This window comes from Pelomonas dachongensis (assembly GCF_043555865.1).
Taxonomy (GTDB): Bacteria; Pseudomonadota; Gammaproteobacteria; order Burkholderiales; family Burkholderiaceae_C; genus Pelomonas; species Pelomonas dachongensis.
The window spans coordinates 60674-85386 of record NZ_JBIGHY010000002.1; the positions used below are offsets into that span (position 1 = coordinate 60674).

The 24713-nt window shown below is 69.8% G+C and carries 21 protein-coding genes; 12 read left to right on the plus strand and 9 right to left on the minus strand.

Annotation, left to right across the window (positions count from 1 at the left end; translation table 11 throughout):
- Positions 1 to 46 precede the first annotated feature (46 nt).
- A complete protein-coding gene (gene ligA / locus ACG02S_RS05060; protein ID WP_394469352.1) occupies positions 47 to 2092 on the plus strand; it encodes an NAD-dependent DNA ligase LigA in 2046 nt (681 codons plus the stop codon).
- Here ligA and ACG02S_RS05065 read toward each other — a convergent pair.
- The gene (locus tag ACG02S_RS05065; RefSeq protein ID WP_394469353.1) at positions 2046 to 2987 is read right to left on the minus strand and encodes a LysR family transcriptional regulator; all 942 of its coding nucleotides are present in this window, start codon (positions 2985 to 2987) and stop codon (positions 2046 to 2048) included. The genes ligA and ACG02S_RS05065 overlap by 47 nt on opposite strands.
- An 87-nt stretch (positions 2988 to 3074) precedes the next feature.
- Here ACG02S_RS05065 and ACG02S_RS05070 point away from each other — a divergent pair, with 87 nt between their 5' ends.
- From ACG02S_RS05070 to ACG02S_RS05085, 4 genes are read left to right on the plus strand one after another with little or no spacing between them, the layout of a single operon-like run.
- A complete protein-coding gene (locus ACG02S_RS05070) occupies positions 3075 to 3929 on the plus strand; it encodes a pirin family protein (protein ID WP_394469354.1) in 855 nt (284 codons plus the stop codon).
- Positions 3926 to 5008 carry an HlyD family secretion protein gene (locus ACG02S_RS05075; RefSeq protein ID WP_394469355.1) on the plus strand — a complete coding sequence of 361 codons (1083 nt, stop codon included), beginning with the start codon at positions 3926 to 3928 and terminating at the stop codon, positions 5006 to 5008. Before ACG02S_RS05070 ends, ACG02S_RS05075 begins: the two co-directional genes overlap by 4 nt.
- 7 nt (positions 5009 to 5015) lie before the next feature.
- On the plus strand, positions 5016 to 6599 hold the full coding sequence (locus ACG02S_RS05080) for a DHA2 family efflux MFS transporter permease subunit (RefSeq protein WP_394469356.1): 1584 nt from the start codon (positions 5016 to 5018) through the stop codon (positions 6597 to 6599).
- 19 nt (positions 6600 to 6618) lie between these two features.
- Complete coding sequence (locus tag ACG02S_RS05085) at positions 6619 to 8022, plus strand: efflux transporter outer membrane subunit (protein WP_394469357.1); 1404 nt, start codon at positions 6619 to 6621, stop codon at positions 8020 to 8022.
- On the opposite strand, the gene ACG02S_RS05090 is transcribed toward ACG02S_RS05085, so the two are convergent.
- From ACG02S_RS05090 to ACG02S_RS05115, 6 genes are all read right to left on the minus strand, one after another.
- Positions 8019 to 8204 (minus strand): hypothetical protein, encoded by a 186-nt coding sequence (locus tag ACG02S_RS05090; protein ID WP_394469358.1) that lies wholly within the window; start codon positions 8202 to 8204, stop codon positions 8019 to 8021. The genes ACG02S_RS05085 and ACG02S_RS05090 overlap by 4 nt on opposite strands.
- Entirely contained in the window at positions 8201 to 9358 is a 1158-nt protein-coding gene (locus tag ACG02S_RS05095; RefSeq protein ID WP_394469359.1) for a PepSY-associated TM helix domain-containing protein, read from the minus strand. Before ACG02S_RS05095 ends, ACG02S_RS05090 begins: the two co-directional genes overlap by 4 nt.
- A 110-nt stretch (positions 9359 to 9468) precedes the next feature.
- Entirely contained in the window at positions 9469 to 10749 is a 1281-nt protein-coding gene (locus ACG02S_RS05100; protein WP_394469360.1) for a 3-deoxy-D-manno-octulosonic acid transferase, read from the minus strand.
- Positions 10749 to 11504: a tetratricopeptide repeat protein gene (locus ACG02S_RS05105; protein WP_394469361.1), complete on the minus strand. Its 756-nt coding sequence runs from the start codon at positions 11502 to 11504 to the stop codon at positions 10749 to 10751. Before ACG02S_RS05105 ends, ACG02S_RS05100 begins: the two co-directional genes overlap by 1 nt.
- A 48-nt stretch (positions 11505 to 11552) precedes the next feature.
- Positions 11553 to 11753 (minus strand): hypothetical protein, encoded by a 201-nt coding sequence (locus tag ACG02S_RS05110; RefSeq protein WP_394469362.1) that lies wholly within the window; start codon positions 11751 to 11753, stop codon positions 11553 to 11555.
- Between the two features lie 32 nt (positions 11754 to 11785).
- On the minus strand, positions 11786 to 13183 hold the full coding sequence (locus ACG02S_RS05115; RefSeq protein WP_394469363.1) for a phosphomannomutase/phosphoglucomutase: 1398 nt from the start codon (positions 13181 to 13183) through the stop codon (positions 11786 to 11788).
- Positions 13184 to 13316: 133 nt separating this feature from the next.
- On the opposite strand from ACG02S_RS05115, the gene ACG02S_RS05120 reads away from it, so the two are divergent.
- The 5 genes from ACG02S_RS05120 (at position 13317) to ACG02S_RS05140 (ending at position 18119) form a co-directional block, all read left to right on the plus strand.
- A complete protein-coding gene (locus ACG02S_RS05120) occupies positions 13317 to 14438 on the plus strand; it encodes a sensor histidine kinase (protein ID WP_394469364.1) in 1122 nt (373 codons plus the stop codon).
- A 3-nt stretch (positions 14439 to 14441) separates the two neighbouring features.
- Positions 14442 to 15215, plus strand: coding sequence for a LytR/AlgR family response regulator transcription factor (locus ACG02S_RS05125; protein WP_394469365.1), 774 nt, complete (start codon positions 14442 to 14444; stop codon positions 15213 to 15215).
- 77 nt (positions 15216 to 15292) lie between these two features.
- Positions 15293 to 16735, plus strand: coding sequence for an Ada metal-binding domain-containing protein (locus ACG02S_RS05130; RefSeq protein WP_394469366.1), 1443 nt, complete (start codon positions 15293 to 15295; stop codon positions 16733 to 16735).
- Positions 16732 to 17220, plus strand: coding sequence for a methylated-DNA--[protein]-cysteine S-methyltransferase (locus tag ACG02S_RS05135; RefSeq protein WP_394469367.1), 489 nt, complete (start codon positions 16732 to 16734; stop codon positions 17218 to 17220). The genes ACG02S_RS05130 and ACG02S_RS05135 overlap by 4 nt, the downstream gene beginning before the upstream one ends.
- Positions 17217 to 18119, plus strand: coding sequence for a DMT family transporter (locus tag ACG02S_RS05140; RefSeq protein WP_394469368.1), 903 nt, complete (start codon positions 17217 to 17219; stop codon positions 18117 to 18119). The genes ACG02S_RS05135 and ACG02S_RS05140 overlap by 4 nt, the downstream gene beginning before the upstream one ends.
- Here the strand turns inward: ACG02S_RS05140 and ACG02S_RS05145 are convergent.
- A complete protein-coding gene (locus ACG02S_RS05145; RefSeq protein WP_394469369.1) occupies positions 18080 to 20452 on the minus strand; it encodes a beta-galactosidase in 2373 nt (790 codons plus the stop codon). The genes ACG02S_RS05140 and ACG02S_RS05145 overlap by 40 nt on opposite strands.
- Before the next feature lie 139 nt (positions 20453 to 20591).
- Between ACG02S_RS05145 and ACG02S_RS05150 the strand changes: the two genes are divergently transcribed.
- On the plus strand, positions 20592 to 21515 hold the full coding sequence (locus ACG02S_RS05150) for a family 43 glycosylhydrolase (RefSeq protein ID WP_394469370.1): 924 nt from the start codon (positions 20592 to 20594) through the stop codon (positions 21513 to 21515).
- Positions 21516 to 21610: 95 nt separating this feature from the next.
- Positions 21611 to 23473, plus strand: coding sequence for a right-handed parallel beta-helix repeat-containing protein (locus ACG02S_RS05155; RefSeq protein ID WP_394469371.1), 1863 nt, complete (start codon positions 21611 to 21613; stop codon positions 23471 to 23473).
- Between the two features lie 25 nt (positions 23474 to 23498).
- On the opposite strand, the gene chrA is transcribed toward ACG02S_RS05155, so the two are convergent.
- Positions 23499 to 24701, minus strand: coding sequence for a chromate efflux transporter (gene chrA, locus ACG02S_RS05160; protein ID WP_394469372.1), 1203 nt, complete (start codon positions 24699 to 24701; stop codon positions 23499 to 23501).
- Between the last annotated feature and the right edge of the window lie 12 nt (positions 24702 to 24713).

The following is a 24713-nucleotide window of genomic DNA, read 5'->3' on the forward strand; positions in this document are numbered from 1 at the left end:
GCCCATCCTGCCGATTCCCGTCGCCGCGGCCCGCGACAATATAAGCATGACCGACGCCTCCGCCACGCCTGCCCAACGCGCCGCCGAGTTGCGCGCCCAGCTGAACCACCACGCCCACCTCTACTACGTGCTCGACGCGCCGGAACTGCCGGATGCCGAGTACGACAAGCGGTTCGCCGAACTGCAGGCGCTGGAGGCCGTGCACCCCGAGCTGCTGACGACGGACTCGCCCACGCAGCGCGTCATCGGCGCCGTTCTGCCAGGCCTGACACCGGTGCGCCACGTGGTGCCCATGCTGTCCATCACGACCGAGACCGACACCACCGAGGGCGGCGCCGTCGCGTTTGACGCCCGCGTGCGCCGCGAGTTGGGGCTGGCGGCTGGCGACCCGCCAGTCGAGTACGCGGCCGAATTGAAGTTCGACGGCCTGGCGATGAGCCTGCGCTACGAGCACGGCGTGCTGGTGCTGGCCGCCACGCGTGGCGACGGCGAGACCGGCGAGGACGTCACGCAGAACGTGCGCACTATCGGCCAGATCCCGCTGCGGCTTCAGGGACTGAAGGGCGATGCACCCGCCGTGCTGGAGGTACGCGGCGAGGTCTACATGCGCCGGGATGACTTCGAGAAGCTCAACGAGCGCCAGCGCGAGCGCGGCGAGAAGACGTTCGTGAATCCGCGCAACACCGCCGCCGGCGCCATCCGGCAGCTTGACCCGGCGCTGGTGCGCCAGCGCCCGCTGTGCTTTTACGCCTACGGTCTCGGCGAGGTGCAGGGCTGGGAGATTCCGGGCACACACGCCGGCCTGCTGGATTCGCTGGCCGCCTTGGGCCTGCCGGTCAACGGCGACCGCGTCGTTGCGCAGGGCGTGGTCGGGCTCATCGAGTTCCACCAGGCCATCGCCGCCAGGCGCGACGCGCTGCCGTTCGACATTGACGGCATCGTCTACAAGGTCAACAGTCGCGCGCTGCAGCAGAAGCTCGGCTTCAAGACCCGCGAGCCGCGCTGGGCGGTCGCGCACAAGTACCCGGCGCAGGAGCAGCTGACCACGCTGCTGGCCATCGACATCCAAGTGGGCCGCACCGGCAAGCTGACGCCGGTGGCACGGCTGGAGCCGGTGTTTGTCGGCGGTACGACAGTCAGCAACGCCACGCTGCACAACGTCTTCGAGATGCGCCGCAAGGGCGTGCGCGTGGGCGACCAGGTCATCATCCGCCGTGCGGGCGACGTGATTCCCGAAGTGGTCGGCCGTGTGCCCGGCGAGCGCGCGAGCTACGTGCCCAACTTCCACATGCCGCGCGCCTGCCCGGTCTGCAACAGCGAGGCGGCGCGCGAGCGCGGCGGGATGGACTACCGTTGTACCGGCGGCGTGTTCTGCCCGGCCCAGCGCAAGCAGGCCATGCTGCACTTCGCCGGCCGCCGCGCGATGGACATCGAGGGCCTGGGCGACAAGCTGGTCGAGCAGCTGGTGGACAGCGGCATCGTGCTGAGCCTGCCGGGCCTCTACAAGCTCGGCGTCGCCAAGCTCGCGGCGCTGGACCGTATGGCCGAGAAAAGCGCGCAGAACCTCGTCGACGCGCTGGAGAAGAGCAAGACGCCGACGCTGGCGCGCTTCCTGTTCTCGCTGGGCATCCGCCAGGTGGGCGAGACGACGGCCAAGGACCTGGCACGCCACTTCGGCACGCTGGACAAGCTAATGCATGCCAGCGTCGAGCAATTGCTGGAGGTGCCCGACGTGGGCCCAATCGTGGCGTCCAGCATCCACACCTTCTTTGCGCAGCCGCACAACGTCGAGGTCGTCGAGCAGCTGCTAGCGGCCGGCGTTCAGCCGAAGGAAAGCGAAGGCGAGGGCGATGATCGGCCGCGCCCGCTGCTGGGCAAGACGCTGGTGTTGACCGGCACGCTGCCCACGCTGTCGCGCGATGAGGCCCAGGCGCTGATCGAGGACGCGGGCGGCAAGGTCAGCGGCTCGGTGTCGAAGAAGACAAGCTACGTCGTCGCCGGCGAGGAGGCCGGCAGCAAGCTGGAGAAGGCGCGCACGTTGGGTGTCACGGTGTTGGACGAGGACGGACTGCGGGCCTTGCTGGCAGGCTGAGCAGCGCGGTGCGGGCCCATTCGGGTGCGGTCTCGAACAGGTGGTCGATGAGCGCCCGCGTCTTGGCCGGCATCAGCCGGCGGCTGGCCGTCAGCAGGTGCACGGGCAGGGGCTCGTAGCGCCAGGCGGGCAGCACCGGCACCAGCGTGCCGGCGGTCACGTCCGACGCCACCATACCGAACGGGAAGCTGGCGATGCCGCCGCCCGCGCGCGTCAGTGACAGCACCAGGCCGATGGAGTTGGCCTCCAGCGGGCCGCGCAGGTCCACCTCGGCTGTCTGGCGACCGTTCTGCAGCGTGCGGTACATGCCCTTGGCCTGGCTCAATACCACGAAGTCATGCCCGGCCAGCTCGGCCGGCGTCTGCGGCGCGGGCCGGGCCTGCAGGTAGACCGGGCTGGCGTACAGCCCGCGCTCCAGCAGCATGAACTGGCGCGCCACCAGGTCGGGCTCATCCACCGGGCCCATTCGGATGGCGAGGTCGTAGGGCTCGTTGAACAGGTCCACGCGGCGCGGCGTGGTGTCCACCTCCAGCTCCACCTTGGGATAGCGGCGCACGAAGCGCGCAAAGCTGTCGGCCAGCACCAGCATCGCGAACTCGGCCGGCACGGCCACGCGCACCTTGCCCTGCGGCGTGGCGTCGCGAGAGGCCAGCCAGTGGCGGGTCTCGGCGACGTCGTCGTCATGCCGCGCCGCGCGTTCGGCCAGTTGCTCACCCAGCTCGGTCAGAGTCAGCCGGGCGGCGCCGGGCACGAACAGCCGGGCGCCCACCGATGTCTCCAGCGCGGTCAGGCGGCGGCTCAATGTGGCCTTTGGCAGGTCCAGCTGGCGCGCGGCGGCGGACAGCGAGCCTGCCCGGTGCACCTGGGCCAGAAGCAGCAGGTCATCGACTTTCATGGCAAGTGGTCTCGTTTCGTTTGTGGAACGGTACGTTTGAGTTTTGCATCTATCCGCCATAAATGGAACTGCCTACAGTCGCCAACCATGACGTCCACGCTCCGGCTCCTGCCTTCGCACCGGCACAGCATCGGCTCCGGCTTCGAGGCCGAGAGCTGGCGCGAGCCGGCGGCGCTGCTGGACCCCTTCCTGCTGGTGGACCACTTCCGCTTGCGCGAGCCGGCGTTCGCACCGCACCCGCATGCCGGGTTCTCGGCAGTGACGTATCTGTTCGACGATTCGACCACCGGCATGATCAGCCGCGACTCGCTGGGCGGCGAACACACGATCCAGCCCGGCGGCCTGCACTGGACGCTGGCGGGCCGCGGCGTCATGCACGACGAGTTCCCCGCCGAGGCGGGCCGCGAGGCCCACGGCCTGCAGATCTTCGTGAACCTGCCGGCCGACCAGAAGCTGCGCATGCCCGAAGTGCTGCGGCTGGCGCCTCAGCAGATGCCGCGCCATGAAGGCGCCGGCTGGCGCTCCGTGCAGGTCTTCGGCGGCGCGGCGGACATGGGGCTGCCGGGGCCGGCGTCGCTGTCCATCGTGGACATCGCTGCCGGAGCGCGCTTCGACACGGCACTGGCCCCGGGTGAGCAGGGCTTGGTGCTGGTCGTGCGCGGCCGGGGCGCAGCTGGCGAGTTGCCACTGTCGCCGGGCCATGCGCTCAGCCTGACTGACGCGGCTGCCGTCACGCTGCGGGCCGAGGAACCCTTGCGCCTTGCCTGTTTCAGCGGCCGCCCTCTGCACGAGCCGGTGGTGCGGCACGGCCCCTTCGCGATGAGCGACGAGGGCCAGATCGTCGCCGCGCTGCAGCGCTTTCATTCCGGCGGCATGGGCCGCCTGAGCCCTAGAACGCTTCCTCCAACAACAAACATCGTCCCCAAGGAAATCCCGTCATGAACGCACCGCAAGACAACGCCACCGCGCCCGGCCCGACGAAGAGCGGCCCGCCCGTGCCGCTGCTGGTGATCGGCGCGATCCTGCTGATCGGCGGCATCGGCATGGGCGGCCGCATGTGGTGGCGCAGCCAGCATCTGGTGGAGACGGACAACGCCTTCATCGCCGGCCGCATCCACCCGGTGGCCACCCGCGTGGCCGGCGTCGTCACCGAAATGCTCATGCAGGACAACACGGTCGTGAAGGCCGGCGACGTGCTGCTGCGGCTGGACCCGGCGGATGCCGTCGTGCAGGTCGAGCGGCTGAAGGCGCAGATCGCGCAGGCCGACGCGGCCATCGCGACCGGCGGCGCGCAGGTGGCCCAGGCTCGCGCGCAAGCCGCCGTGACGGGTTCCCAGGTGGCCCAGGCCGAGGCCGTGTTAGCCCGAACCGAGCTAGAGGCCAAGCGCAGCCAGGCGCTGTTCGGTGCCGAGTTGCGTGCCACCAGCAAGCAGGAACTGGACGCCGCGCTGGCCGCGCGTGACGTGGCCCGGGCCGACCTCGCCGCCCGCAAGGCCGGCGCGAATGCCGCGAAGGAAGCCGTGGCCGCCGCCGAGAGCGCGCGCCAGTCGGCCAACGCGCAGAAGGCCGCCACGCAGGCGCTGCTGAAGGATGCGCAGAACCAGCTGGGCTATGTCGAAGTGAGGGCTGCGAGCGATGGCCGCATCGGCAAGCGCACGGTCGAGGTGGGCCAGCGCGTGCAGCCAGGCCAGCAGCTGGCGGCCATCGTCGAGAACGAGACCTGGATCGTCGCGAACTTCAAGGAAACGCAGCTCGCGAAGATGAAGCCGGGCCAGAAGGTGCACGTGCACATCGACGCGTTCCCCGGCCATGAGCTGCTGGCCCATGTCGACAGCTTCGCTCCGGCCTCGGGCGCCAGCTTCGCGCTGCTGCCGCCGGACAACGCGACCGGCAACTTCACGAAGATCGTGCAGCGCCTGCCTGTGAAGGTCGTGTTCGAGCCGGAGAGCCTGAAGGCGTTGGGCGAGCATGCGGGGCGCATTGTGCCGGGTCTGTCGGTGCAGGTGGAAGTGGAAATCTGACCTCGCCATGGGCAACGAGAACTACCTCCCGCCGCCGCCCGACCAGAAGGTCAGCGGACGCACCTGGATCGCCGTGTTGGCGAGCCTGCTGGGCGCCTTCATGGCGGTGCTGGACATCGCCATCACCAATTCCTCGCTGCGTGACATCCTCGGCGCGCTGTCCGCCACGCAGGAGGAGGGATCGTGGATCTCCAGCGCCTACCTGGTCGCCGAGATCGTCGTCATCCCGCTGGCGGGCTTCCTGGCGATGGTGTTCTCCACGCGCCGCTACCTCATCGTCAACGTCGTGCTGTTCCTCGTCTTCAGCACGCTGTGCGGCATGGCCTGGAGCCTGGAGAGCATGATCGCGTTCCGTGCGGCGCAGGGCTTCACGGGCGGCGTCATGATCCCGATGGCGATGACGTTGGTCACGCGCAAGCTGCCCCTGAACAAGCGGCCCATCGGCCTAGCGCTGTTCGGTATGACGGCCACGCTGGCGCCCACGCTTGGCCCAACGGTCGGCGGCTACCTGACCGAGCTGTACGGCTGGCCCAGCATCTTCTACATCAACTGGGTGCCCGGCATCCTGCTGATCTTGGGCGTGGGATTTGGCCTGGACAAGGAGCCGATGAACCTGAAGGCGCTGCGCGACGTCGACTGGTTCGGCATCTTCTGCATGGCCATCGGCCTGGGCTCGCTGACCGCGATGCTCGAAGAGGGTAACGCCAAGGACTGGTTCCAGAGCCCGTTCATCATCACGGCTGCCGTGCTGGCGGTGGGCGGCATCTACGGCTGGGCCTGGCGCGGCCTGACGCGCAAGAACACCTTCATCGACCTGCACATCCTGGGCCGCCCGAGCTTCCTGGTGGCGGGGTTCATCGCGTTCACGACCGGCATGGGCCTTTACGGTTCGGCGTTCATCCTGCCGCTGTACCTGGGCCAGATCGCCAACTACACGCCCATGCAGATCGGCCTGGTCATCATGTGGATGGGCTTGCCGCAGCTGTTCATCATGCCGTTCGCGGCCAAGCTCTCCACCAAGCTGGACAACCGCGTGATGATGAGCGTGGGCCTGGGGCTGTTCGCGCTGTCGTGCTTCATGAACACGCACATGACGGCGGACACGGCCGGGCCGGAGCTGATCGCCGCGCAGATCGTGCGCGCTTTGGGCCAGCCGCTGATCATGATCACGCTGACCAACTTCGCGGTGAACGGCATTCCGGCGAACCTGCTGCCCAGCGCGTCGGGCATGTTCAACATGATGCGCAACCTCGGCGGCTCGGTCGGCATCGCGATGCTGGCGACGCTGCTGACCAACCGCGAGCACTTGCACAGCGCCCGTGTCGGCGAAGCGGTCAGCCTCTACGAACCTGCCACGCAGGCGCGGCTGGAGACGCTGGCCGCCAACTTCGCCGCCAAGGGCGCGGACCTCGCCAGCGCGCAGGACATGGCGCTGAAGGCGCTGGACGGCGTCGTGCGCCGCGAGAGTTTCATCATGGCCTACAACGATGCGTTCCTGATCCTGGGCATCGCGCTGATCAGCTGCGTCGCCATCGTGTGGCTCAGCAAGAAAGTGCTGGGCGGCGCGGCTTCGGCCGAGGCCGCGCACTGAATCCGAAAGAGAGATCGACATGATCCGACTCAACACCGCTCTCACCCTCGTCGCCACAGCCGCACTCGCCGCCTGCACGACGCTGGGCCCCAACTACCAGGCACCTGCCGCCCACGCGCCCGTGGCTTACCGTGCGGTCGCCCCCATGGCCGGCGCCGAGCTGCAGCGCGACTGGTGGCTGATGTTCGACGACGCCCAGCTCGACGCGCTGGAAGCGCAGGCGCTGCAGGCCAGCCCCACGCTGGCCGCCGCGGCCGCACGCATCGAGCGCGCCCGCGCGCAGTTCAGCGCCACACGCGCCGACACACTGCCGCGCGTGGACGTGGGCGCCAATGCCGGCGGCCTGCGCACGTCGGCCAAGGCCACCACCACGCCGGTGCTGAACGGCCGCGCCGTCACCTTCGAGGGTGAGACCTTCGGCCTGCAGGCGGGCCTGTCGTGGGAGCTGGATCTGTGGGGCCGCGTGAAGCGCCAGGCCGAGGCCGCGCACGCTCAGCTCGACGCCGCCACGCTGGATGCCGCGGCCGCCCGCGTCGCGTTGACGGCGGATGTCGCCGCCGCCTACTGGCAATGGCGCGCACTGGCCGACGAAGGCGCTGCGCTGCAGCGCCTGCGCGACAGCCGCGGCCAGGCCTTCCAGGTGGCGCAGACGCGCTTCGACGCCGGCTCGTCGACGACGCAAGACCTGGAACGGGTGCGCGCCGAACTCGCAGCGGCCGATGCCGACGTGGCCGACCTCCCGCGCCGCCAGGCGCTGGTGCTGAACCAGCTCGCCGCGCTGACCGGTCAGGGGTCGGCCGACCTGCAGTTGCGCGCCTCGCCGCTGTCCGTGCCGCCGGCCATCCGCGCCGGCCTGCCATCCGAACTGCTGCAGCGCCGCCCGGACCTGGCCCAGAGCCTGGCGCAGCTGCACGCGGCCACGGCCCAGGTCGGCATCGCCGAGGCGGCGTTCTACCCGTCCATCAAGCTCACCGGTAGCTTCGGCTACTCCAGCGAAGACCTGGGCTCGCTGATCTCCGCGCCGGCCCGGCTCTACAACATCGGCCCCAGCATCTCGCTGCCGATCTTCGAGGGCGGCCGTAACAAGGCCAACCTGGCATCGAGCCAGGCTCAGGTCGACGAGTCGCTGGCGGCCTTCCGCGGCCGCATGCTGCAGGCGCTGCGCGAGGTGGACGACGCGCTGGCCGAACTGCAGGGCCGCGCGGCGGTCGTCGACGCGCAGCGCCGCACGCTGGCGTCCAGCGGCCAGGCGCTGACCGTGGCCCGCAGCCGTTACGACCAGGGCGCCGTCAGCTACCTGGACGTGACCGAAGCCGAACGCACGCCACTGGCCACCGAGCGTGCGCTGGCGCAGCTGCGCGGCGCGCAATGGGCCGCGACGGCGCAACTGGTGAAGGCGCTGGGCGGCGGCTGGGGCGGCTAACGCTTCAGCCAACCCCACCACGCGCACGCGGCGACCGGCAGCGCCAGCAACACGTTGCCCAGCAGGTCGCCGAAGCCGCCATCGCTGAACAGTCCGACGACCAGGCCCACGGCGCTGACGACGCCGAACGCGATGGGCCACGTCCACATGCCGCTCTTGCGGCCAGGGTCCGCGGCGCTCATCGTGCGGCCTCGCTGACCAGCGCGGGCTGGAGCGCGTCGTCGGCAGCGGCCTGCGGTGCCGGTTGCCGCTTGCGCAGCCACAGGTACAGCCCGCTGCCCAGCACGATGATGGACGCGATGTCCAGCAGCGCCCAGATGATCTTCATTGGCATGCCGCCGTAGTCGCCGAAGTGCAGCGGCTGCGATACCAGCAGGGCTGTCAGGTACCAGGGCAGGTGCGGCGCGGCCGTGACGTTGGCGGTCTTGGCGTCCACGAGCACCGGCTGCAACAGGCGCGACGTGAGGGGCTCGTTGCCGCGCAGGAAGAAGGTGTGGTGGTGCGGGCTGGAGAAAGCCGTGCCGGGGAATGCGATGAAGGACAGCTTGGTGTCCGGCGCCTCGCGCTGGGCCACGTCCAGCGACTGCTGCACCGACGCGCGCTGAGCGGTCGGCACGACGGGCTGGCCCTGGTACGGCGCCAGCAGCGCGCTGAGCTGGTCGTGCTGCCAGTACTTGATCAGCAGGTCGGCCCAGGTGTTGATCATGCCGGTGGCGCCGACGACGAACAGCCAGGTCAGCGTGACGATGCCCAGCAGGTTGTGCAGGTCTAGCCACCGGGTGCGCGTCTTCTGCTGGCGGCGCACGGTGCCGAACTCCAGCTTGCGCATGAAGGGCGCGTACAGCACGACGCCGCTGACGATGGCCACCAGCAGCAGCAGGCCCATCAGTCCCAGGAACAGCTTACCCGGCAGGCCGGCGAACAGGTCCACGTGCAGCTTGAACATGACCCACATGAAGCCCTCGTCGAAGCGCGGCTGGGCCAGAACTTCGGCGGTGCGCGCATCGATGGCGACAGAGCGGAAGTCATCGGTCGGGTCCGGCGTGGGCGTCATCGTGACGAACCAAAGGTCCTCGCTGTCCTCGGCCTTGGACGCGAACTGCACGACCCGGTCCGGGTGCTGCGCGCGCGCCACGTCCAGCACGCGGTCCAGGCTGGCGCGCGGCGTGTCGGCGGGCATGGGCGGTGCTTCCACCTCGGTGCCCAGCAGGTGGCCGATCTCGTGATGGAAGATCAGCGGCAGGCCGGTCAGGCACAGCAGCAGCATGAAGACGGTGCAGACCAGGCTGCTCCACTTGTGGACCCAGGCCCAGGTCTTGATCGTGCGGCTTTTCATCGGAAGCGGTGGCCGGTGGCGGGACGGCGCAGGCGCCTCCCGGGCTGCACGCGGCCGAGGTGATTGATTCAAATGCGAATTGTACGCATTTGCACGCAGCCTGCGCGGCGTCAGATCAGTTGCAGCAGCGTGTCCGCCATGCGCGCCGCCGCGCCGCGATGCGCGGTGGCGAATGCGAGCGCCTGCGCGCCCATGGCCTCGCGCGCCGCGTCGTCGGCACACAGTTGCAGGCCGCGCTGCACCGCCGCGCTGAGGTCGGTGCAGCGCTCGGCCGCGCCCGCCGACAGCGCGAGCGTGGTGGCCTCGGCGAAATTGAACGTGTGCGGCCCCGCCAGCACCGGGCAGCCGCACGCGGCGGCCTCGATGAGGTTCTGGCCACCCAGCGGCTCAAAGCTGCCACCCAGCAGCGCGACGCTCGCCAGGCCGTAGTACAGCGGCATCTCGCGCATCGAGTCGCCCAGCCAGATGTCTACCATCAGGGCCTCTGCCGGCGGTGCGTCGCTCCACGTGCTGCGCCGCGCCAGCGTCAACCCGGCTGTTTTCACGAGTGCGGCGACCTCGTCGAAGCGCTGCGGGTGGCGGGGCACGATGGCGAGCAAGGGCCGCGCACTGGCAGGCAGCTGCGTCCACGCGGCCAGCAGCGCGGCTTCCTCCCCTTCGCGGCTGACGGCCAGCATCAGCACGGGGCGGGCCAACAGCGCCGCCCAGGCCTGGCCGCGGGCGATCAGCGTGGCGTCCACGGCGATGTCGTACTTGAGGTTGCCGGCCACCTCCACTCGCGGCGCGCCCATCGCGCGGATACGAGCCGCATCGGGTTCGGTCTGCGCCAGCGCCAGCCGCAGGCGGCGCGCTGCCGGGCGCAACAGCGATGCGAACCGCAGGCCCTGGCGCAGGCTTTTCTCGGACAGGCGGGCGTTCGCCAACACCATGGGCAGGCGGGCCAGCTCGGCCTCGCGCTGCAGCGTGGGCCAGACCTCGGTCTCCATCAGCACGCCCAGGCGTGGCTGCCAGTGGCGCAGGAAGCGGCGCACAGCGCCGGGGCTGTCATAGGGCAGCCACGCCTGCGCGTGGCCTTCGCCCAGGTGCTGCAGCAGCGCCGCACCGGCCTCGCGGCCCGTGGCAGTCGAGTGCGTCAACAGCACGCGCAGCGCGGGCTCGCGTTCGCGCAGCGCAGTGATGAGCGCGCTGGCCGCGCGCGTCTCGCCCAGCGACACGGCATGTATCCAGAAGCGGCCGCGTTCCGTGCGACCGTCGTAGAAGCCCAGACGCTCGCCGAGCGCATGGCGATACAGCGGCTCCTGGGCGCCGCGACGCCACAGGCGCAGCAGGTACAAAGGCGTCAACAGACGCAGCGCGGCGCCGTACAGGACCAGCGCCAGAGCTTGGCGCATCAACCGGCTTTCCTGGCGCGGGCCTGCGCGGCCCGCAGGCGCTGCATGACGGGTTCGTTGAGATGGCGGCTACCGGCGTTCCAGAGCTTCACCTGGCGGTCGGCCTCGGCCTGCAGCCGCGTGGCGGTTACGGTGTCGCCGCTGTCCAGTGCCCAGATCAGGTACTCGGCATGCGCCTCGAAGCTGGCATGCCGGCTCACGGCAGCCTCGAAGTGCTCGCGCGCTGCGGCGCTGTTGCCGGTGCCGGCGTGGCTGCGGGCCAGCAGCAGCAGGACCTGGTCAGGGCGGAAGCCGGGACGGTCGGCCAGCAGGGCGATCAGATGAGGCAGGGCGGCGTCAAAGCGCTCGCAGGCTACGTGGGCCCGTGCGGCGCCGAAGCGCATGTCGGGGTCGTTGGCGAAGGGGCCGCTCAGCGTGGACTCGAAGATGCGGGCGGCCTCCGCCGCATCGCCTGATGCCAGCAGCGCCTCGGCCAGGCGCATCTGGTGCTGCGCCGTGGGCGACACCTCCAGCGCCGCGCGGGCCTCGCGCACATCGCGGCCCGGGTCCATCGCACGAGCCACGGCGGACACCGACCGCGTGGCGCTGCGCTGCACGCGCGAGTTAGGCAGATAGACCGCGAACAGGTAGACCACGCTGCCCAGGAACGGGAACATGAACAGGATGAGCAGCCAGTACAGCGGCTGGCCGCTGCGCACGGCATGGACCGCGCACAGCAGTGCGATCAGGAAGTACAGGCCGCCGATCAATGGCATGGTGTTTCCGCCCTGTGCGAGTAAAAGGCGGCTCTGCTGCCGCCTGCCTCAACCCCGCCAACCGCTGCGATGGGTTGGCCTCGACTTCAGTCCCATGGGCCAGAGCAGGTACAGCAGCGCTCCCATCAGCGGCATGGAAAGAAACTCGACCAGCCAGACCCTCGGCTGGTCGTATCGCACGACGCTACGCCAGCACAGCAGTGCCGGCAGGACGCAAAGCAGCCCCAGCCCAAGCAGGGGCAGGGTCATCCAGGCGCTCGAGCTGCTCTGCATGAGCGAGCTCAGTGGCCAGCGGCAAACGTCGCGTCCGGCTTCACGCGCTTGAGCTGGGCCAGCACATCGTGCTGGATGCGCTCCAGCGCCTCGGGCGTGTGGCCTTCGAAGCGCAGCACCAGCACCGGCGTGGTGTTGGACGGACGGATCAGGCCGAAGCCATCCGCGTACTCGAAGCGCATGCCGTCGATGGTGTTGATCTCCACAGCGCCGGGCAGGTCGGCCAGCGTGACCAGCTCCTTGAGCTGCTTGACGACCTCGTGGTGCTCGCCTTCGGCGCAGGGCACGTTGATCTCGGGCGTATTGAAGCTGTTGGGCAGGCCCTTCAGTGTGGCGCTGGGGTCGGCGTCGCGGGACAGGATCTCCAGCATGCGGCCGGCCGTGTACATCGCGTCGTCAAAACCGTACCAGCGCTCGGCGAAGAAGATGTGGCCCGACAGCTCGCCGGCCAGCGGCGCGCCGGTTTCCTTCAGCTTCGCCTTGGCCAGCGAGTGGCCGGTCATCCACATCAGCGGCTTGCCGCCGTGTTCGGTGATCCACGGTGCCAGGCGTTGCGTGCACTTGACGTCGAAAATGATCTCCGCACCGGGCTGGCGCTTCAGGATATCGGCGGCCAGAAGCATGATCTGCCGGTCTGGCATGATCATTTCGCCGTCCTTCGTGACGATGCCAAGGCGGTCGCCGTCGCCGTCGAAGGCCAGGCCCAGTTCAGCATCGGTAGCGTGGACGATCTTCTTCAGGTCTTCCAGGTTCTCGGGGCGGCTCGGGTCCGGGTGGTGGTTGGGGAAGTCGCCGTCCACCTTGGAGAAGATGTCGACGACCTCGCAGCCCAGCGCGCGCAGGATGGCCGGGGCCGAGGCGCCAGGGATGCCGTTGCCGCTGTCGACGACGACCTTCATCGGGCGCGCCAACTTGCAGTCCTTGACGATGCGGGCGGCGTACTCGGGGCCGACGTCCATCGTGCCCACGCGACCCTTCCCAGTGGCGTAGTCCTCGGCCTCGATGCGCTTCTTGAGGCCCTGGATCTGCTCACCGTAGACGGCGGCGCCCTTGAGCACCATCTTGAAGCCGTTGTAATCCTTGGGGTTGTGGCTGCCGGTAACCATGATGCCGGAGTTGCAGCCGTGCTTGCCGCGCGTGGCGGCCACGTAGTACAGCATGGGCGTCGTCACGGCGCCGATGTCGACGACGTCCAGGCCGGTCGACGCGATGCCGCGGATCAGCGCGGCCACCAGGCCGGGGCCCGACAGTCGGCCATCACGACCCACGGCCACGGCTTTTTCACCCAGCGCCTTGGCTTCGGTGCCGAAGGACTTGCCCAGGTGTTCGGCGAGCGCCTCGTCCAAGGTCGTGCCGACGACACCGCGGATGTCATAGGCTTTGAAGATGGAAGCGTTGACCTGCATGAATTCCCTCGGTAGCTGGATTTGAAAGCGGGCCGGATTGTAGGCATGGGGGTGTCTTGCCATTCATCGCGCCGCCTGTCGATCCGTCACTCATGCAAGGGGCATGCCGAGGCGGCTTCCTACACTCGCGGCCATGACCTTCACCCAGGAATTCGCCCAGGCTCTGCGCCATCAGCGCACGCTGATGAAGCACCGCCCGGATCGGCTGCGCGTGCGGCTGCTGATCTACCTGCTGTGGCTGCTGGGATTCGGCTTCTTCTTCGCCACCATCCACGGCCTGCAGAACGGTCGTCTCGGTGCGGCGTCCTGGTGGCGGCACGACCTGGCGGGGCACCTGCTCGTCAGCGCCTGCGTGACGAGCTGCTTCTTCCTGGTTTTTCGCGGCTTCGAGAAACTCGCCCCGCAGCGCTGGATCGACGCCATCGTCGGCTGGCGCGACTGGCGCGCCGGGCTGTTCTACGCCGGGGTGTCGGTAGCCTGCTCGGCGGTCGGCATCGTCATCGGCTTGGCGGCGGTGAATGCGGCCTGGGGCTTGCCTGGCTGGAGCAGGGCGCTGGCCAAGCCCGCCTTCTGGGGGCAGTTCCTCGGCATCTCGGTGGTGATTTCCGGCTTCCTCGGCTGGCGCTACCGCGCCCGCTGGAAGCAGGAGCAGATGCAGGCGCGCATCACCGAGGCGCAGCTGAAGCTGCTGCAGGGCCAGATCGAGCCGCACTTCCTGTTCAACACGCTGGCCAACGTGCAAAGCCTTATCGACTTCGACCCCGACCGGGCCAAGCTGATGCTGGAACGCTTCACCGACTACCTGCGCGCCAGCCTCGGTCAACTGCGCGGCGAGTCGACGACGCTGGCGCAGGAGTTCGGCATGCTGGAGGCGTACCTGGGCCTGATGCAGTTGCGCATGGGCGAGCGGCTGCGCCTGCGGCTGGACCTGCCGGCCGCGCTGAGCGGCGTCGAGCTGCCGCCGCTGCTGGTCCAGCCCCTGGTGGAGAACGCCATCCACCATGGCCTGGAGCCGCAGATCGCCGGCGGTGAGATCGCCGTGACGGCCCGCCGCGAGGCCAGCGGGCTGTGCATCGACGTCGAGGACGACGGCCAGGGGCTGGACGGCCCGCGCCGGCGCCCCGGCAACGGCGTCGCACTGGCCAACATCCGCGAGCGGCTCGCCACCCGTTGGGGCGCCGCCGCCACGCTGGAGCTGCAGCGCCGCGATGACGGCGGCACGCGCGCCCGCATCCGCATTCCACTCGACACCTGAACCATGCCCACCGCACTCATCGCCGACGACGAAACCCATCTGGCCCAGTACCTGAGCGCCCAGCTCGCGCAGGCCTGGCCCGAACTGCAGATCGTGAAGATCGCCGCCAACGGCGTCGAAGCGGCGCAGGCCATCGCGCAGCTGGAGCCCGACTTCGCCTTCCTGGACATCCAGATGCCCGGCCTGACCGGGCTGGAGGTGGCCCAGGGCATCGAGGGCAGCACGCGCGTGATCTTCGTGACGGCCTACGACCAGTACGCCGTGGAGGCCTTCGAGGCACGCGCGGTGGACTACCTGCTGAAGCCGCTGAAGGCCGAGCGGCTGGCCGGCTGCGTGGCGCGGCTGCGCGAGGCCGCGCCGGGAGGTGGCGGCCCGGACGGCCCAGAAGGCGCGCTCGCGGAGACGCTGAAACGCCTGCTGCCTGGCGTGGTAGGCGCGGCCGCTGCACCGGCCCGGCTGCGCTACATCCGCGCGGCGCAGGGCGACCTGGTGCACCAGGTGCCGGTTGACGACGTGCTGTTTTTCCACGCCGACGACAAGTACACCATCGTGCAGACGGGCACGGCCGAGCACCTGATCCGCACGCCCATCTTCGAACTGGCCGGCCAACTGGACCCGGACCGCTTCTGGCAGGTGCACCGCTCCACCATCATCAACCTGGACCACCTCGCCGGCACACGCCGCGACGAGCAAAGCCGGCTATTCGTGCGCGTGCGCGGCCAGGGGCGCGAGCTGCCCGTCAGCCGCGCCTACGTCCACCTGTTCAAGGCGATGTGACGGCGGCTCCTGGCGCTGCCAGGGGCATGTCCGAAAACTGCCAGATGCTGGCCGCCTCGCGGCCTAGACTGCCTGCCATGTTGTCCGAGACCCTGCCGCCAGATGCCGCTTACGCTGCCCTGCAGGCGCGCGACGCACGCTTCGATGGCCGGCTCTACGTGGGCGTCACGTCCACCGGGATCTACTGCCGCCCGGTCTGCCGCGTGCGCCTGCCGCGGCGCGAGAACTGCCGCTTTTTCTCGACGGCGGCGCAGGCCGAGGCCGAGCGTTTTCGCCCTTGCATGAAGTGCCGGCCCGAGCTCGCGCCGCGCGCGCTGCCCTGGACGACGATGGACGCGTCGCGCACGCTCGCTGCCCAGGCCGCCACGTGGCTGGATTCTTGCGACGACGCCGATGCCAGCCTTGAAGACCTGGCGACCCACCTCGGCATTACCAGCCGCCACCTGCGTCGCATCTTCCAGGCCGAGCACGGCGTGGCGCCGCTGCAATACCTGCAGACGCGCCGCCTGCTTCTGGCCAAGGCCTTGCTGACCGATAGCGCGCTGCCCGTCCACGAGGTCGCGTTCGCGGCCGGCTTTGCCAGCCTGCGGCGCTTCAACGCCGCCTTCCTTGAGCATTACCGGCTGCAGCCCAGCGCACTCAGGAAGCAGGGTGGGAGCAGGGCGCCGCTGTCACGCCTGCGGCTGAGCTACCGCGAGCCCTACGACGTGGCCGGCGTGCTGGCCTTCCTGGCGCCGCGCGCGGTGGCTGGCGTGGAGGTTGTCGGCGACGACCGCATCACGCGCAGCCTCGCGCTGGTGCATGCCGGGCAACGCCACGAGGGTTGGTTGCGCGTCACGTTCGAGAAGCCGGGTGAGGTCGCCATCGAACTGTCATCGACGCTGTGGCCGGCCGTCGGCTCGCTGCTGCCGCGGCTGCGGCGCTGGCTGGACCTGGATGCCGACCCCGAGGCGATCGCGTCGTCGCTGGGCGAAGGTGTTGTCGCCGGGCAGCGCCTGCCGGGCTGCCTGGACCGCTTCGAGCTGACCGTGCGCGCCGTGCTGGGCCAGCAGGTGACGGTCGCTGCGGCGCGCACGCTGGCGGGGCGCTTCGTCCAGCGTTTCGGCGACGTGCTGGCCGATGCGCCTGAGGACTGCACACGCCTGTTCCCGACGCCCGAACGCATCGCCACTGCGACCCGTGACGACATCGCGTCGCTGGGCATCATCGGCCGTCGCGCCGACAGCCTCATCGCGCTGGCGCAGGCCTGGCCCACGCTGGCGTTCGCGCGCCGCGAGGGCACGCCGGAAGCGGCGGCGGCGCAGCTGTGCGACATCCCCGGCATCGGCCCCTGGACGGCCAGCTACATGCTGATGCGCGGCTGGAGCTGGCCCGATGCCTTCCCGCCGGGCGACGTGGTGCTGCGCAAGGCGCTCAGCGCCGGCGGGCCTCTGGTGTCGCCCACCAACTATCTCGAAGCGGCCGAACGCTGGCGCCCTTTTCGCAGCTACGCCGTCCTGCATCTCTGGAGACACGCATGAACCACCACATCCTGCAACGCCGAATCGCCACGCCGCTAGGCCCGCTGACGGCCGCTCGCAGCGCCGCGGGCCTGTCGGGCCTGTGGTTCGACGACCAGAAGCACCACCCCGGCACGCTGCAGGTGCCGCACGACGATGGCAGCGACCCGGTGCTGTCGGCCACGGCCACCGCGCTGACGGCCTATTTCAGCGGCAAGGCTTTCCAGCTGCCGCCGCTGGACCCGGCCGGCACGGCCTTCCAGCGTGCGGTCTGGCAGGCGCTGCTGGAGATTCCGGCGGGCGTGCCCGACACCTATGGCGCGCTGGCCGCGCGGCTGGGCCGGGCCAGTGCCGCACGTGCGCTAGGCGCGGCGGTGGGGCGCAACCCCATCTCGGTGCTGGTGCCCTGCCACCGTGTCGTCGGCGCTGACGGGTCTCTCACAGGCTATGCCGGCGGGCTGCATCGCAAGCAGGTCTTGCTGCGCCTGGAGAATGCCGACGCATGAAGACCTTCGATCTCGGCGAGCTGGTGTTGCTCGCGGCGCTGTGGGGCGCTTCCTTCCTGTTCATGCGGCTGGGCGCGCATGAATTCGGTCCCCTCGCGCTGGCGTTCGTTCGTGTGGGCCTGGCCACGATCTTGCTGAGTCCATTGCTGGCGTCGCGCGGCGGCCTGGGGGCGCTGCGCACGCACTGGAAGCCCCTGCTACTGGTGGGCGCGCTGAACAGTGCCATCCCGTTCGCGCTGTTCTCGTTCGCGGCGCTATCCATCACTGCGGGCCTGTCCAGCATCGTCAACGCGACGACGCCGCTGTGGACGGCCATCGTCGCCTTTGTCTGGCTGCGCCAGGGGCTGACGAAGCTGCGCGTGCTGGGGCTGGTGATCGGCTTCGCGGGCGTGGCCTTCCTGGCGTGGGACAAGGCGAGCTTCAAGCCAGGCGCCGACCACACCGGCCTGTGGGCCGTGCTGGCCTGCGCGGTGGCCACGCTGTGCTACGGCCTGGCCGCCAACGCGACCAAGCGCTGGCTGACCGGCGTGCCGCCGCTGGCCGTGGCCACGGGCAGCCAGGCCGCTGCCTCGCTGCTGCTGGCACTGCCCGCGGCCTGGAAGTGGCCCGCGGCATTGCCGGGCGCCGTGGCCTGGGGCAGCGCGCTGGCGCTGGCCAGCTTGTGCACGGCGCTGGCCTACCTGATGTACTTCCGCCTGATGAGCCGCGTGGGCCCGACGAACGCGGTGTCAGTGACCTTCCTGATCCCGCTGTTCGCCATCCTGTGGGGGGCGCTGTTCCTGCACGAAGCCGTCACGGCGCAGATGGTGGCGGGCGGCGCGATCGTGCTGGTGGGCATCGCGCTCGCCTTGGGGCTGGTTCAGTCTTCGGGCTCGTCCACCAAACCATTGCCCAGGTAGGCGCGGTAGCGGCGGATGCGGCCGGGCACGCCGTCCGGCCCCTGCCGCGGCGTATAGCGCAGCGCCGAGACCTCGACACTGCGGCCCATGTCGACGATGAGCCGGTGCGGCGGTGCTGCGGCCGGTGCCGTGCTGTACGCACTGATCCAGTAGTCGGAGTTCTGGCCGTTGATGGCGTTCAGCGCGGAGCCATCCGCCTGCAGCTGCTCCTCGCTGCTGACGTAGGCGATGGTCCAGTTGGACTGGTTCAGCGGCTTGTTCGCGGCGTCCAGCAGCGCGATCTCGGCGATGGCGGCAACGTCCTGATCCGGCACCTCCAGCGCGAAGTAGCGGCCGGTGGCGGCGACCGGGAAGCGCAGCAGCTGCGTGGCGCCGCCGGATGCGAATTCACCCTCCAGCACGGGCTTGACGCCGTCCAGCTGAGGGCGCGCTTTACGGGCCGGGTGCGGCAGGTCCAGCTCGGGCCGCAGGCGGTCGAGGATCGGCGTGGCAAGCCCTGACACCTCGGCGCGCCGCGGGCCGGTCAGGTCCAGCACGACGATGTCGTTGCGCCCCAAGCGCAGCCACGGGCCCGGCAGATACATGGTCTGCGTTGGGCCGATGCTCCAGTAGCGGCCCAGGCACTGGCCGTTGACCCAGACGATGCCCTGGCCCCAGTGGGACATGTCGAGGAAGGTGTCGCCGGTGGCTCTCACGCTGAAGGACCCGCGCCAGAACGCGGCGCCGCGTGAGGCGGTGGGGCCGGCGGCCCGGAACTTCAGCGGTGGCAGCGCGGCGTCGGCGTCGAAGTCGATGGCGCGGATCTCCCAGTTCTCGACGGCCTGCGCGGCGCCGTCCTTTGCCGAGAATGTCACCGGGCCGTGCAGGCCCTTGCGGTCGTGCACCTCCACGCCGAAGTTCACGCGGGCGATGGTGTAGAGCAGGATCTCGACAGTGACCGGTTTCGTGCGCGCGGGCAGCCTGACGCGGTAGCGGCGGTGGCGGGTGTCGAAGGTGCCGACCTGCTCGCCGTCCACGAACACCCAGGCCAGGTCGCGCGCCTTGGCGGCCTCCAGCACGCCGGCCGGCCCGGCGGGCAGCGTGGCGCGGTAGACCACGATGCCGCGGCTGATGTCGTAGGCCTCGACGGGGCGCGGCGACACGTCGTGCAGTACGCGCGGCGGCAGGTTGGCCAGCACCGGCGCGGCTTCCTTCAGCGTGAAGGGGGGGATGGTGATGACCGGGTTGCGCGGCGGGGGCGGCGGCAGCGTCTCGCCCGCCGGCAGGAACGGGCGCATGCCGTCGCGGTAGGCGGCGAACTTCTGGCCGGTCCAGCCGGCCTCGCTGATGGGCGCGTCGTAGTCGTAGCTGCTGGTGTCGGGGCGGAAGGGCCGGTCGCAGCCGCCCCACAGGCCGAAACTGGTGCCGCCGTGCGCCATGTAGAGGCTGAACGAGCCGCCGGCCTGCAGCATCCATGCGATGTCGGCGACGGCCTTGGTCGAGTCGCCCTTGCGATGCGGCGTGCCCCATGTGTCGAACCAGCCGGAGTAGTACTCGCCGCACATCAGCGGGCCTTGTTGAACGGCCTTCAGTGCGTCGAAACCGCGCTTCGGGTCGCTGCCGAAATTGGCCACCGACAGCAGCTCGGGGATGTGCGTCCTCGCGACCGCGTTGGTCGGGTTGCACTGGAACAGCGGCACGTCGAAGCCGCCGTCCAACAGCGCATGGCGCATGACGCGCATGTAGGCCAGGTCGTCGCCGAAGAAGCCGTACTCGTTCTCCACCTGCACCATCAGAATGCCGCCGCCGCGCGTGATCTGCTGCGGTGCCAGGACGCGGCCGACTTCGCGCATCCAGCGTCGCGCGGGCTCCACGAAGGCGGCATCGCGTGTGCGCAGGAAGGCGTCGCCGGGGTGCTTCAACAGCCACCAGGGCAGGCCGCCCATCTCCCATTCGGCGCAGGCGTAGGGGCCGGGCCGCAAGATGACCCACAGCCCCAGCTCATGCGCCAGCTTGCAGAACGCGGCGGCGTCGCGCTGCGCGGCCCAGTCGTAACGGCCCTCGCGCCATTCGTGGAAGTTCCAGAACAGGTAGGCGCAGACGGCGTTCAGCCCCATGGCCTTGATGGCCAGCAGCCGGTGCCGCCAGTAGGCGCGCGGCACGCGGGCGAAGTGCATCTCGCCACAGCGGATCTGCAGCGGCTTGCCGTCCAGCAGGAAGTCGTGCGTGCCGATGGTGAAGCGCGGCGACGGGGCCGATAGCAGCTGGGCCTGCACGGCGCCCAAGGGCAGCGCAGGCAGCAACGTGGCGGCGGCGCCCTGCAGGACGCGGCGGCGGGGAAGGTGGGGGCTCATGGGGCGGTGATGCTAGTGACCGGGGTGGCGGGCAAGACGGGTGCTGCGCTCATCTTGGTGATTGATGACGGGCGTACGGCCTCACCGGGCGGGGCAGTTCCTATGCTCTGGCAGTGTCACGCAACCCATCGGCCGATCCATGCGACAGCTTCTCACCCTCGCCCTGCTGACGTGTGCGGCGCTGACCGCCACGGCGCAGGGCTTGCAGCCAATTTCGCCACGCTTCTCCGCCGACCCGTCGCCGCATGTGTTCAAGGGCGTCTTTCATGTTTACGCCACCGACGACGAGTCCAACTCCGGCAAGTACTGGGACTCGACGAGCTGGCGGCTCTACACGTCGCCGGACCTGACGACCTGGACCGACGCCGGCGTGCCGCTGGGTGTGTCGGTTTTCAAGTGGGCCAAGCCGGATGCCAAAGCCTGGGCACCGGAGGCAGCGTTCCGCCACGGCAAGTATTTCTTCTACGCGCCCGTGGGCGGCGACAAGATCGGCGTGGCCGTGTCGGACCGGCCCGATGGCGGCTTCGTCGACGCGCGCAGCGACGCGCTGGTGGACAAGGCACGCGACGCCAACGCCGGCGACGAGCCCATCGACCCTGCCGTCTTCGTCGACAAGGACGGTCAGGCCTACCTGTACTTCGGCACCCGCGTGCCCAAGGTCGTCAAGCTGAAGGGCGACATGGCAAGCCTGGACGGCCCCATCGTCGATGTGCAGATTGACGGCCTCAGCAAGGAGGCCAAGCGCACCTACGGCGAGGCGCCTTTCCTGCACGAGCGGGGCGGGGTTTACTACTTCACCTACTCGACAGGCTGGCCGGGGCAGATCCGCTACGCCACGGGCCGCTCGCCGCTGGGGCCGTTCACCGACCGGGGACTGGTACTGGACTACCTGAAGATCTCCACCAACCACCAGGCCATCGTCGAGCACGAGGGCAAGACCTGGCTGTTCTTCCACGACAACCTGCTGCCCGGCGGTGGCAGCCACCGCCGCTCTATCGCCGTGGCGCCGCTGGTCTACGAGGCCGACGGCAGCATCCGCCAGGTGCCACTCGCGACGCGCTGAGACCGATTCAGGATGGAACGGGCGCAACCGTGATAGCGTCCGGCCTTCAGCGATTGGTAGCGCTACCGTTCGCGATGTAAATCACTGGAGACTGCATGCCTACCCCCATCACCCGGGCCTTGTCCCTGCGCCGCTGCATCGGCACTCTTGGCCTGTTGGCCGCTACCAGCATCTGGGCCCAGCCCTCTGGCGGGCCCTACGGCCCGGTGCCGCAACGCTACGCCGTGCCGAAGGCGGCGCATGTCTATTTCGTCGCGCCCGATGGCCGGGCCGATGCGACCGGCGCGTCGCTGGCGCAGCCCACCACGCTGGAGACGGCCATGGCGCGCGTCGTCACGGGCGACGCCATCGTGCTGCGTGGCGGCACCTACCGCACCGGCGGGCTGCAGCTGAACCAGGGCGTCACGATCCAGCCTTACCTGGACGAGACGCCGGTGCTGAAGGGCACGCGCGTGGCCACCGAGTGGCAGGCCTTGCCCAACAACGTCTGGCGCACGACGTGGAAGACGCTGTTCCCGGCCCAGCCGCTGGGCTGGTGGCATGCCGACCGCGAGGGCATGGTCACGCCACTTCACCGGTTCAACAACGACATGGTCTTCATCGACGGCGAGGCGCTGCCCTCCGCAGGCTGGGCCGGCGAGGTGGTCGGCGGCAAGGGCTTCTACATCGATTACGCCAAGGGCCATGTCTACATCGGCGTGAACCCGGCGGGCCGCACGGTGGAGATCACCGCGCACGACGTGGCGCTGCACCGACCGTCGCGCAGCGTGCATGGCAAGCCGTCCGACCGCAAGGGCTTCACGATGCGCGGCCTCACGCTGACGCAGTACGCCTACCGCGCCATCGACATCGAGGGCAAGAAGCCGGCGACGCTGGTTTCGGAAGAGCCCACCGACGACCCGGTCGGTCCGTCGCCCGAGAGCGAGCATGGCAAGGAGGTCGTCGGCACGGTGCTGGAGAACGTCACCATCAGCCACTGCTCGCGCGTGGCCGGCTTCTTCCGCGGCGACAAGCTGGTCATCCGCAATTCGATGATCAGCGACACCAGCACCGAGGGCATCTACGTGATCGGCTCGTCGGACGTGCTGCTGGAGCGCAACCTGATCCGGCGCAACAACGTCGAGCGGCTGACCGGCTACTACCCGGCCGCGGTGAAGATCTTCAACCAGTCGCACCGAGTGGTGGTGCGTGACAACCTGGTCGTCGAGCAGCCGCATTCCAACGGCGTCTGGTGGGACGTGGGCAATCGCGACGGCGTGTTCGTCAACAACTATGTCGAAGGCACGATGGCGGGCGTTTTCTTCGAGATATCCAATGGCCTGACGGTGGGCGGTAACGTGTTCGTCAACAACCAGCAGGGCGCGCGCATCCTGAACAGCGCGGGCGCCAAGTTCCACCACAACACCTTCGTCAACTCGCCGGTGCTGATTGACCGCAACGAGCGCAGCGCCCAGGGCGACCACTTCGGTTGGCATCCGCAGACCGGGCCGGACGTGAACGAGCGCGTGGGCCACGTCTTCGAAGGCAACCTGCTGGTGGCCGATGCCGGCGTGAAGGGGCCGCTGCTGCGCTTCGAGCAGCCACCCAAGGTGTGCGGCACCGTGACCGCGCCGATGACCACGCGCGTGGACGGCAACACCTACATCCGCGCCACCGGCATGGGCGCCGCCCAGCCGCTGGTCAGCTGGGCGCCTATCCCGGGCGCGGCGGGCGCGGCCTGCCAGACGAACTACGCGACGCTGGACGAGTTCCGCAAGGCACAGCCGTCGCTGGAGGGCAAGGGCAGGGCGTTCGCGGCGCCCGACGGTGCGGTATTCCGCAGCCCCGACCTGCGCCGCTACGAGCTGGCCTGGGCGCCCGACGGCCTGCAGCCGCTGTCGGTGGACCCCGCGCTGCGCAAGCTGCTGGGCTGGCGCGAGGCGACCCATCTGCCGGGCGCGTTGCCCGCGGCGCGCTGAACGCTGGCTGCGCTGCTGCGCCCGTTCACGGCGCGGCCAGCCAGCCGGCAACGGCCGCCAGCGCCACCACCAGCACGGTCGACTGCCGGCCCCACACCAGCAGGCCGAAGGCGGCCAGCGCCAGGCAGAAATCGGTGCGCGAATGGATGGCGCTTGTCCACACCGGGTCGTACAACGCGGCGCCCAGCACCCCGACCACGGCGGCGTTGACGCCGGCCATCGCACACCGCACGGCATCGCGCTGGCGCAGCGACTCCCAGAACGGCAGCGCGCCTGCCACCAGCAGGAAGGCGGGCACGAAGATGGCGACCAGCAACATCAGGCCGCCGGCCCACCCTCCGATGGGTCCCGTCATCACGGCGCCCAGGTACGCGGCAAACGTAAACAACGGGCCCGGTACCGCCTGTGCCGCACCGTAGCCGGCCAGGAACGCATCGTTGGTGACGATACCGTTCGGCACGACGCTGACCTGCAGTAGCGGCAGCACCACATGCCCGCCACCGAACACCAGCGCGCCTGACTGGTAGACGGACGCAATGACCGACAGCGTCGGTGCCCGCACTGCAGCAGCCAGCAACGGCAGAAGCAAGAGCAGCAGACCGAAGAGCAGCAGCAACGCCGCCCCTGTCTTCTTGCCGACGCCGTGATCCCGGTGCTGCGCGGCCGGCAGGCGTTCGAGGCGCAACGCCCGTCGCCCCGCGATGCCGCCCGCGATGATGGCGCCCACCTGGCCCAGCGCCGACGGCACGGCCAGCACGAGCAGCGCGGCGGCGACGGCGATGCCTGCCCTCAGGCGGTCGGGGCACAGTGCCCGGGACATGCCCCACACGGCCTGCGCGACGATGGCCACCGCCGCCACCTTGAGGCCGTGGACCGCGCCGGATTGCGCCAGCCCCGACCAATGGTTGACACCCAGCGCAAACAGCATGAGGGCGACAGCGGACGGCGCCGTGAAAGCGACCCACGCGCCCAGCGCGCCCAGCCATCCGGCGCGCCCCAGTCCCAGCGCGATGCCGACCTGGCTGCTGGCCGGGCCCGGCAGGAACTGGCACAGCGCGACCAGGTCGGCGTAGTCCCGGTCGCTCAGCCACGCGCGCCGCGCCACAAACTCGGTGCGGAAGTAACCGAGGTGGGCGACGGGGCCGCCGAACGACGTCAGCCCGAGCTTCAGAAACGCCAGCAGCACCTCGACGGCCGAGCCCCGCGTGCGGGTCGGGGCGGGCGTCACGCGACGGTCCGC

Excerpts from the sequence above, each read along its gene's own strand:
- ligA (WP_394469352.1), top strand. The coding sequence starts at position 47 with ATGACCGACGCCTCCGCCACGCCTGCCCAACGCGCCGCCGAGTTGCGC.
- ACG02S_RS05065 (WP_394469353.1), bottom strand. The coding sequence starts at position 2,987 with ATGAAAGTCGATGACCTGCTGCTTCTGGCCCAGGTGCACCGGGCAGGC.
- ACG02S_RS05070 (WP_394469354.1), top strand. The coding sequence starts at position 3,075 with ATGACGTCCACGCTCCGGCTCCTGCCTTCGCACCGGCACAGCATCGGC.
- ACG02S_RS05075 (WP_394469355.1), top strand. The coding sequence starts at position 3,926 with ATGAACGCACCGCAAGACAACGCCACCGCGCCCGGCCCGACGAAGAGC.
- ACG02S_RS05080 (WP_394469356.1), top strand. The coding sequence starts at position 5,016 with ATGGGCAACGAGAACTACCTCCCGCCGCCGCCCGACCAGAAGGTCAGC.
- ACG02S_RS05085 (WP_394469357.1), top strand. The coding sequence starts at position 6,619 with ATGATCCGACTCAACACCGCTCTCACCCTCGTCGCCACAGCCGCACTC.
- ACG02S_RS05090 (WP_394469358.1), bottom strand. The coding sequence starts at position 8,204 with ATGAGCGCCGCGGACCCTGGCCGCAAGAGCGGCATGTGGACGTGGCCC.
- ACG02S_RS05095 (WP_394469359.1), bottom strand. The coding sequence starts at position 9,358 with ATGAAAAGCCGCACGATCAAGACCTGGGCCTGGGTCCACAAGTGGAGC.
- ACG02S_RS05100 (WP_394469360.1), bottom strand. The coding sequence starts at position 10,749 with ATGCGCCAAGCTCTGGCGCTGGTCCTGTACGGCGCCGCGCTGCGTCTG.
- ACG02S_RS05105 (WP_394469361.1), bottom strand. The coding sequence starts at position 11,504 with ATGCCATTGATCGGCGGCCTGTACTTCCTGATCGCACTGCTGTGCGCG.
- ACG02S_RS05110 (WP_394469362.1), bottom strand. The coding sequence starts at position 11,753 with ATGACCCTGCCCCTGCTTGGGCTGGGGCTGCTTTGCGTCCTGCCGGCA.
- ACG02S_RS05115 (WP_394469363.1), bottom strand. The coding sequence starts at position 13,183 with ATGCAGGTCAACGCTTCCATCTTCAAAGCCTATGACATCCGCGGTGTC.
- ACG02S_RS05120 (WP_394469364.1), top strand. The coding sequence starts at position 13,317 with ATGACCTTCACCCAGGAATTCGCCCAGGCTCTGCGCCATCAGCGCACG.
- ACG02S_RS05125 (WP_394469365.1), top strand. The coding sequence starts at position 14,442 with ATGCCCACCGCACTCATCGCCGACGACGAAACCCATCTGGCCCAGTAC.
- ACG02S_RS05130 (WP_394469366.1), top strand. The coding sequence starts at position 15,293 with ATGTTGTCCGAGACCCTGCCGCCAGATGCCGCTTACGCTGCCCTGCAG.
- ACG02S_RS05135 (WP_394469367.1), top strand. The coding sequence starts at position 16,732 with ATGAACCACCACATCCTGCAACGCCGAATCGCCACGCCGCTAGGCCCG.
- ACG02S_RS05140 (WP_394469368.1), top strand. The coding sequence starts at position 17,217 with ATGAAGACCTTCGATCTCGGCGAGCTGGTGTTGCTCGCGGCGCTGTGG.
- ACG02S_RS05145 (WP_394469369.1), bottom strand. The coding sequence starts at position 20,452 with ATGAGCCCCCACCTTCCCCGCCGCCGCGTCCTGCAGGGCGCCGCCGCC.
- ACG02S_RS05150 (WP_394469370.1), top strand. The coding sequence starts at position 20,592 with ATGCGACAGCTTCTCACCCTCGCCCTGCTGACGTGTGCGGCGCTGACC.
- ACG02S_RS05155 (WP_394469371.1), top strand. The coding sequence starts at position 21,611 with ATGCCTACCCCCATCACCCGGGCCTTGTCCCTGCGCCGCTGCATCGGC.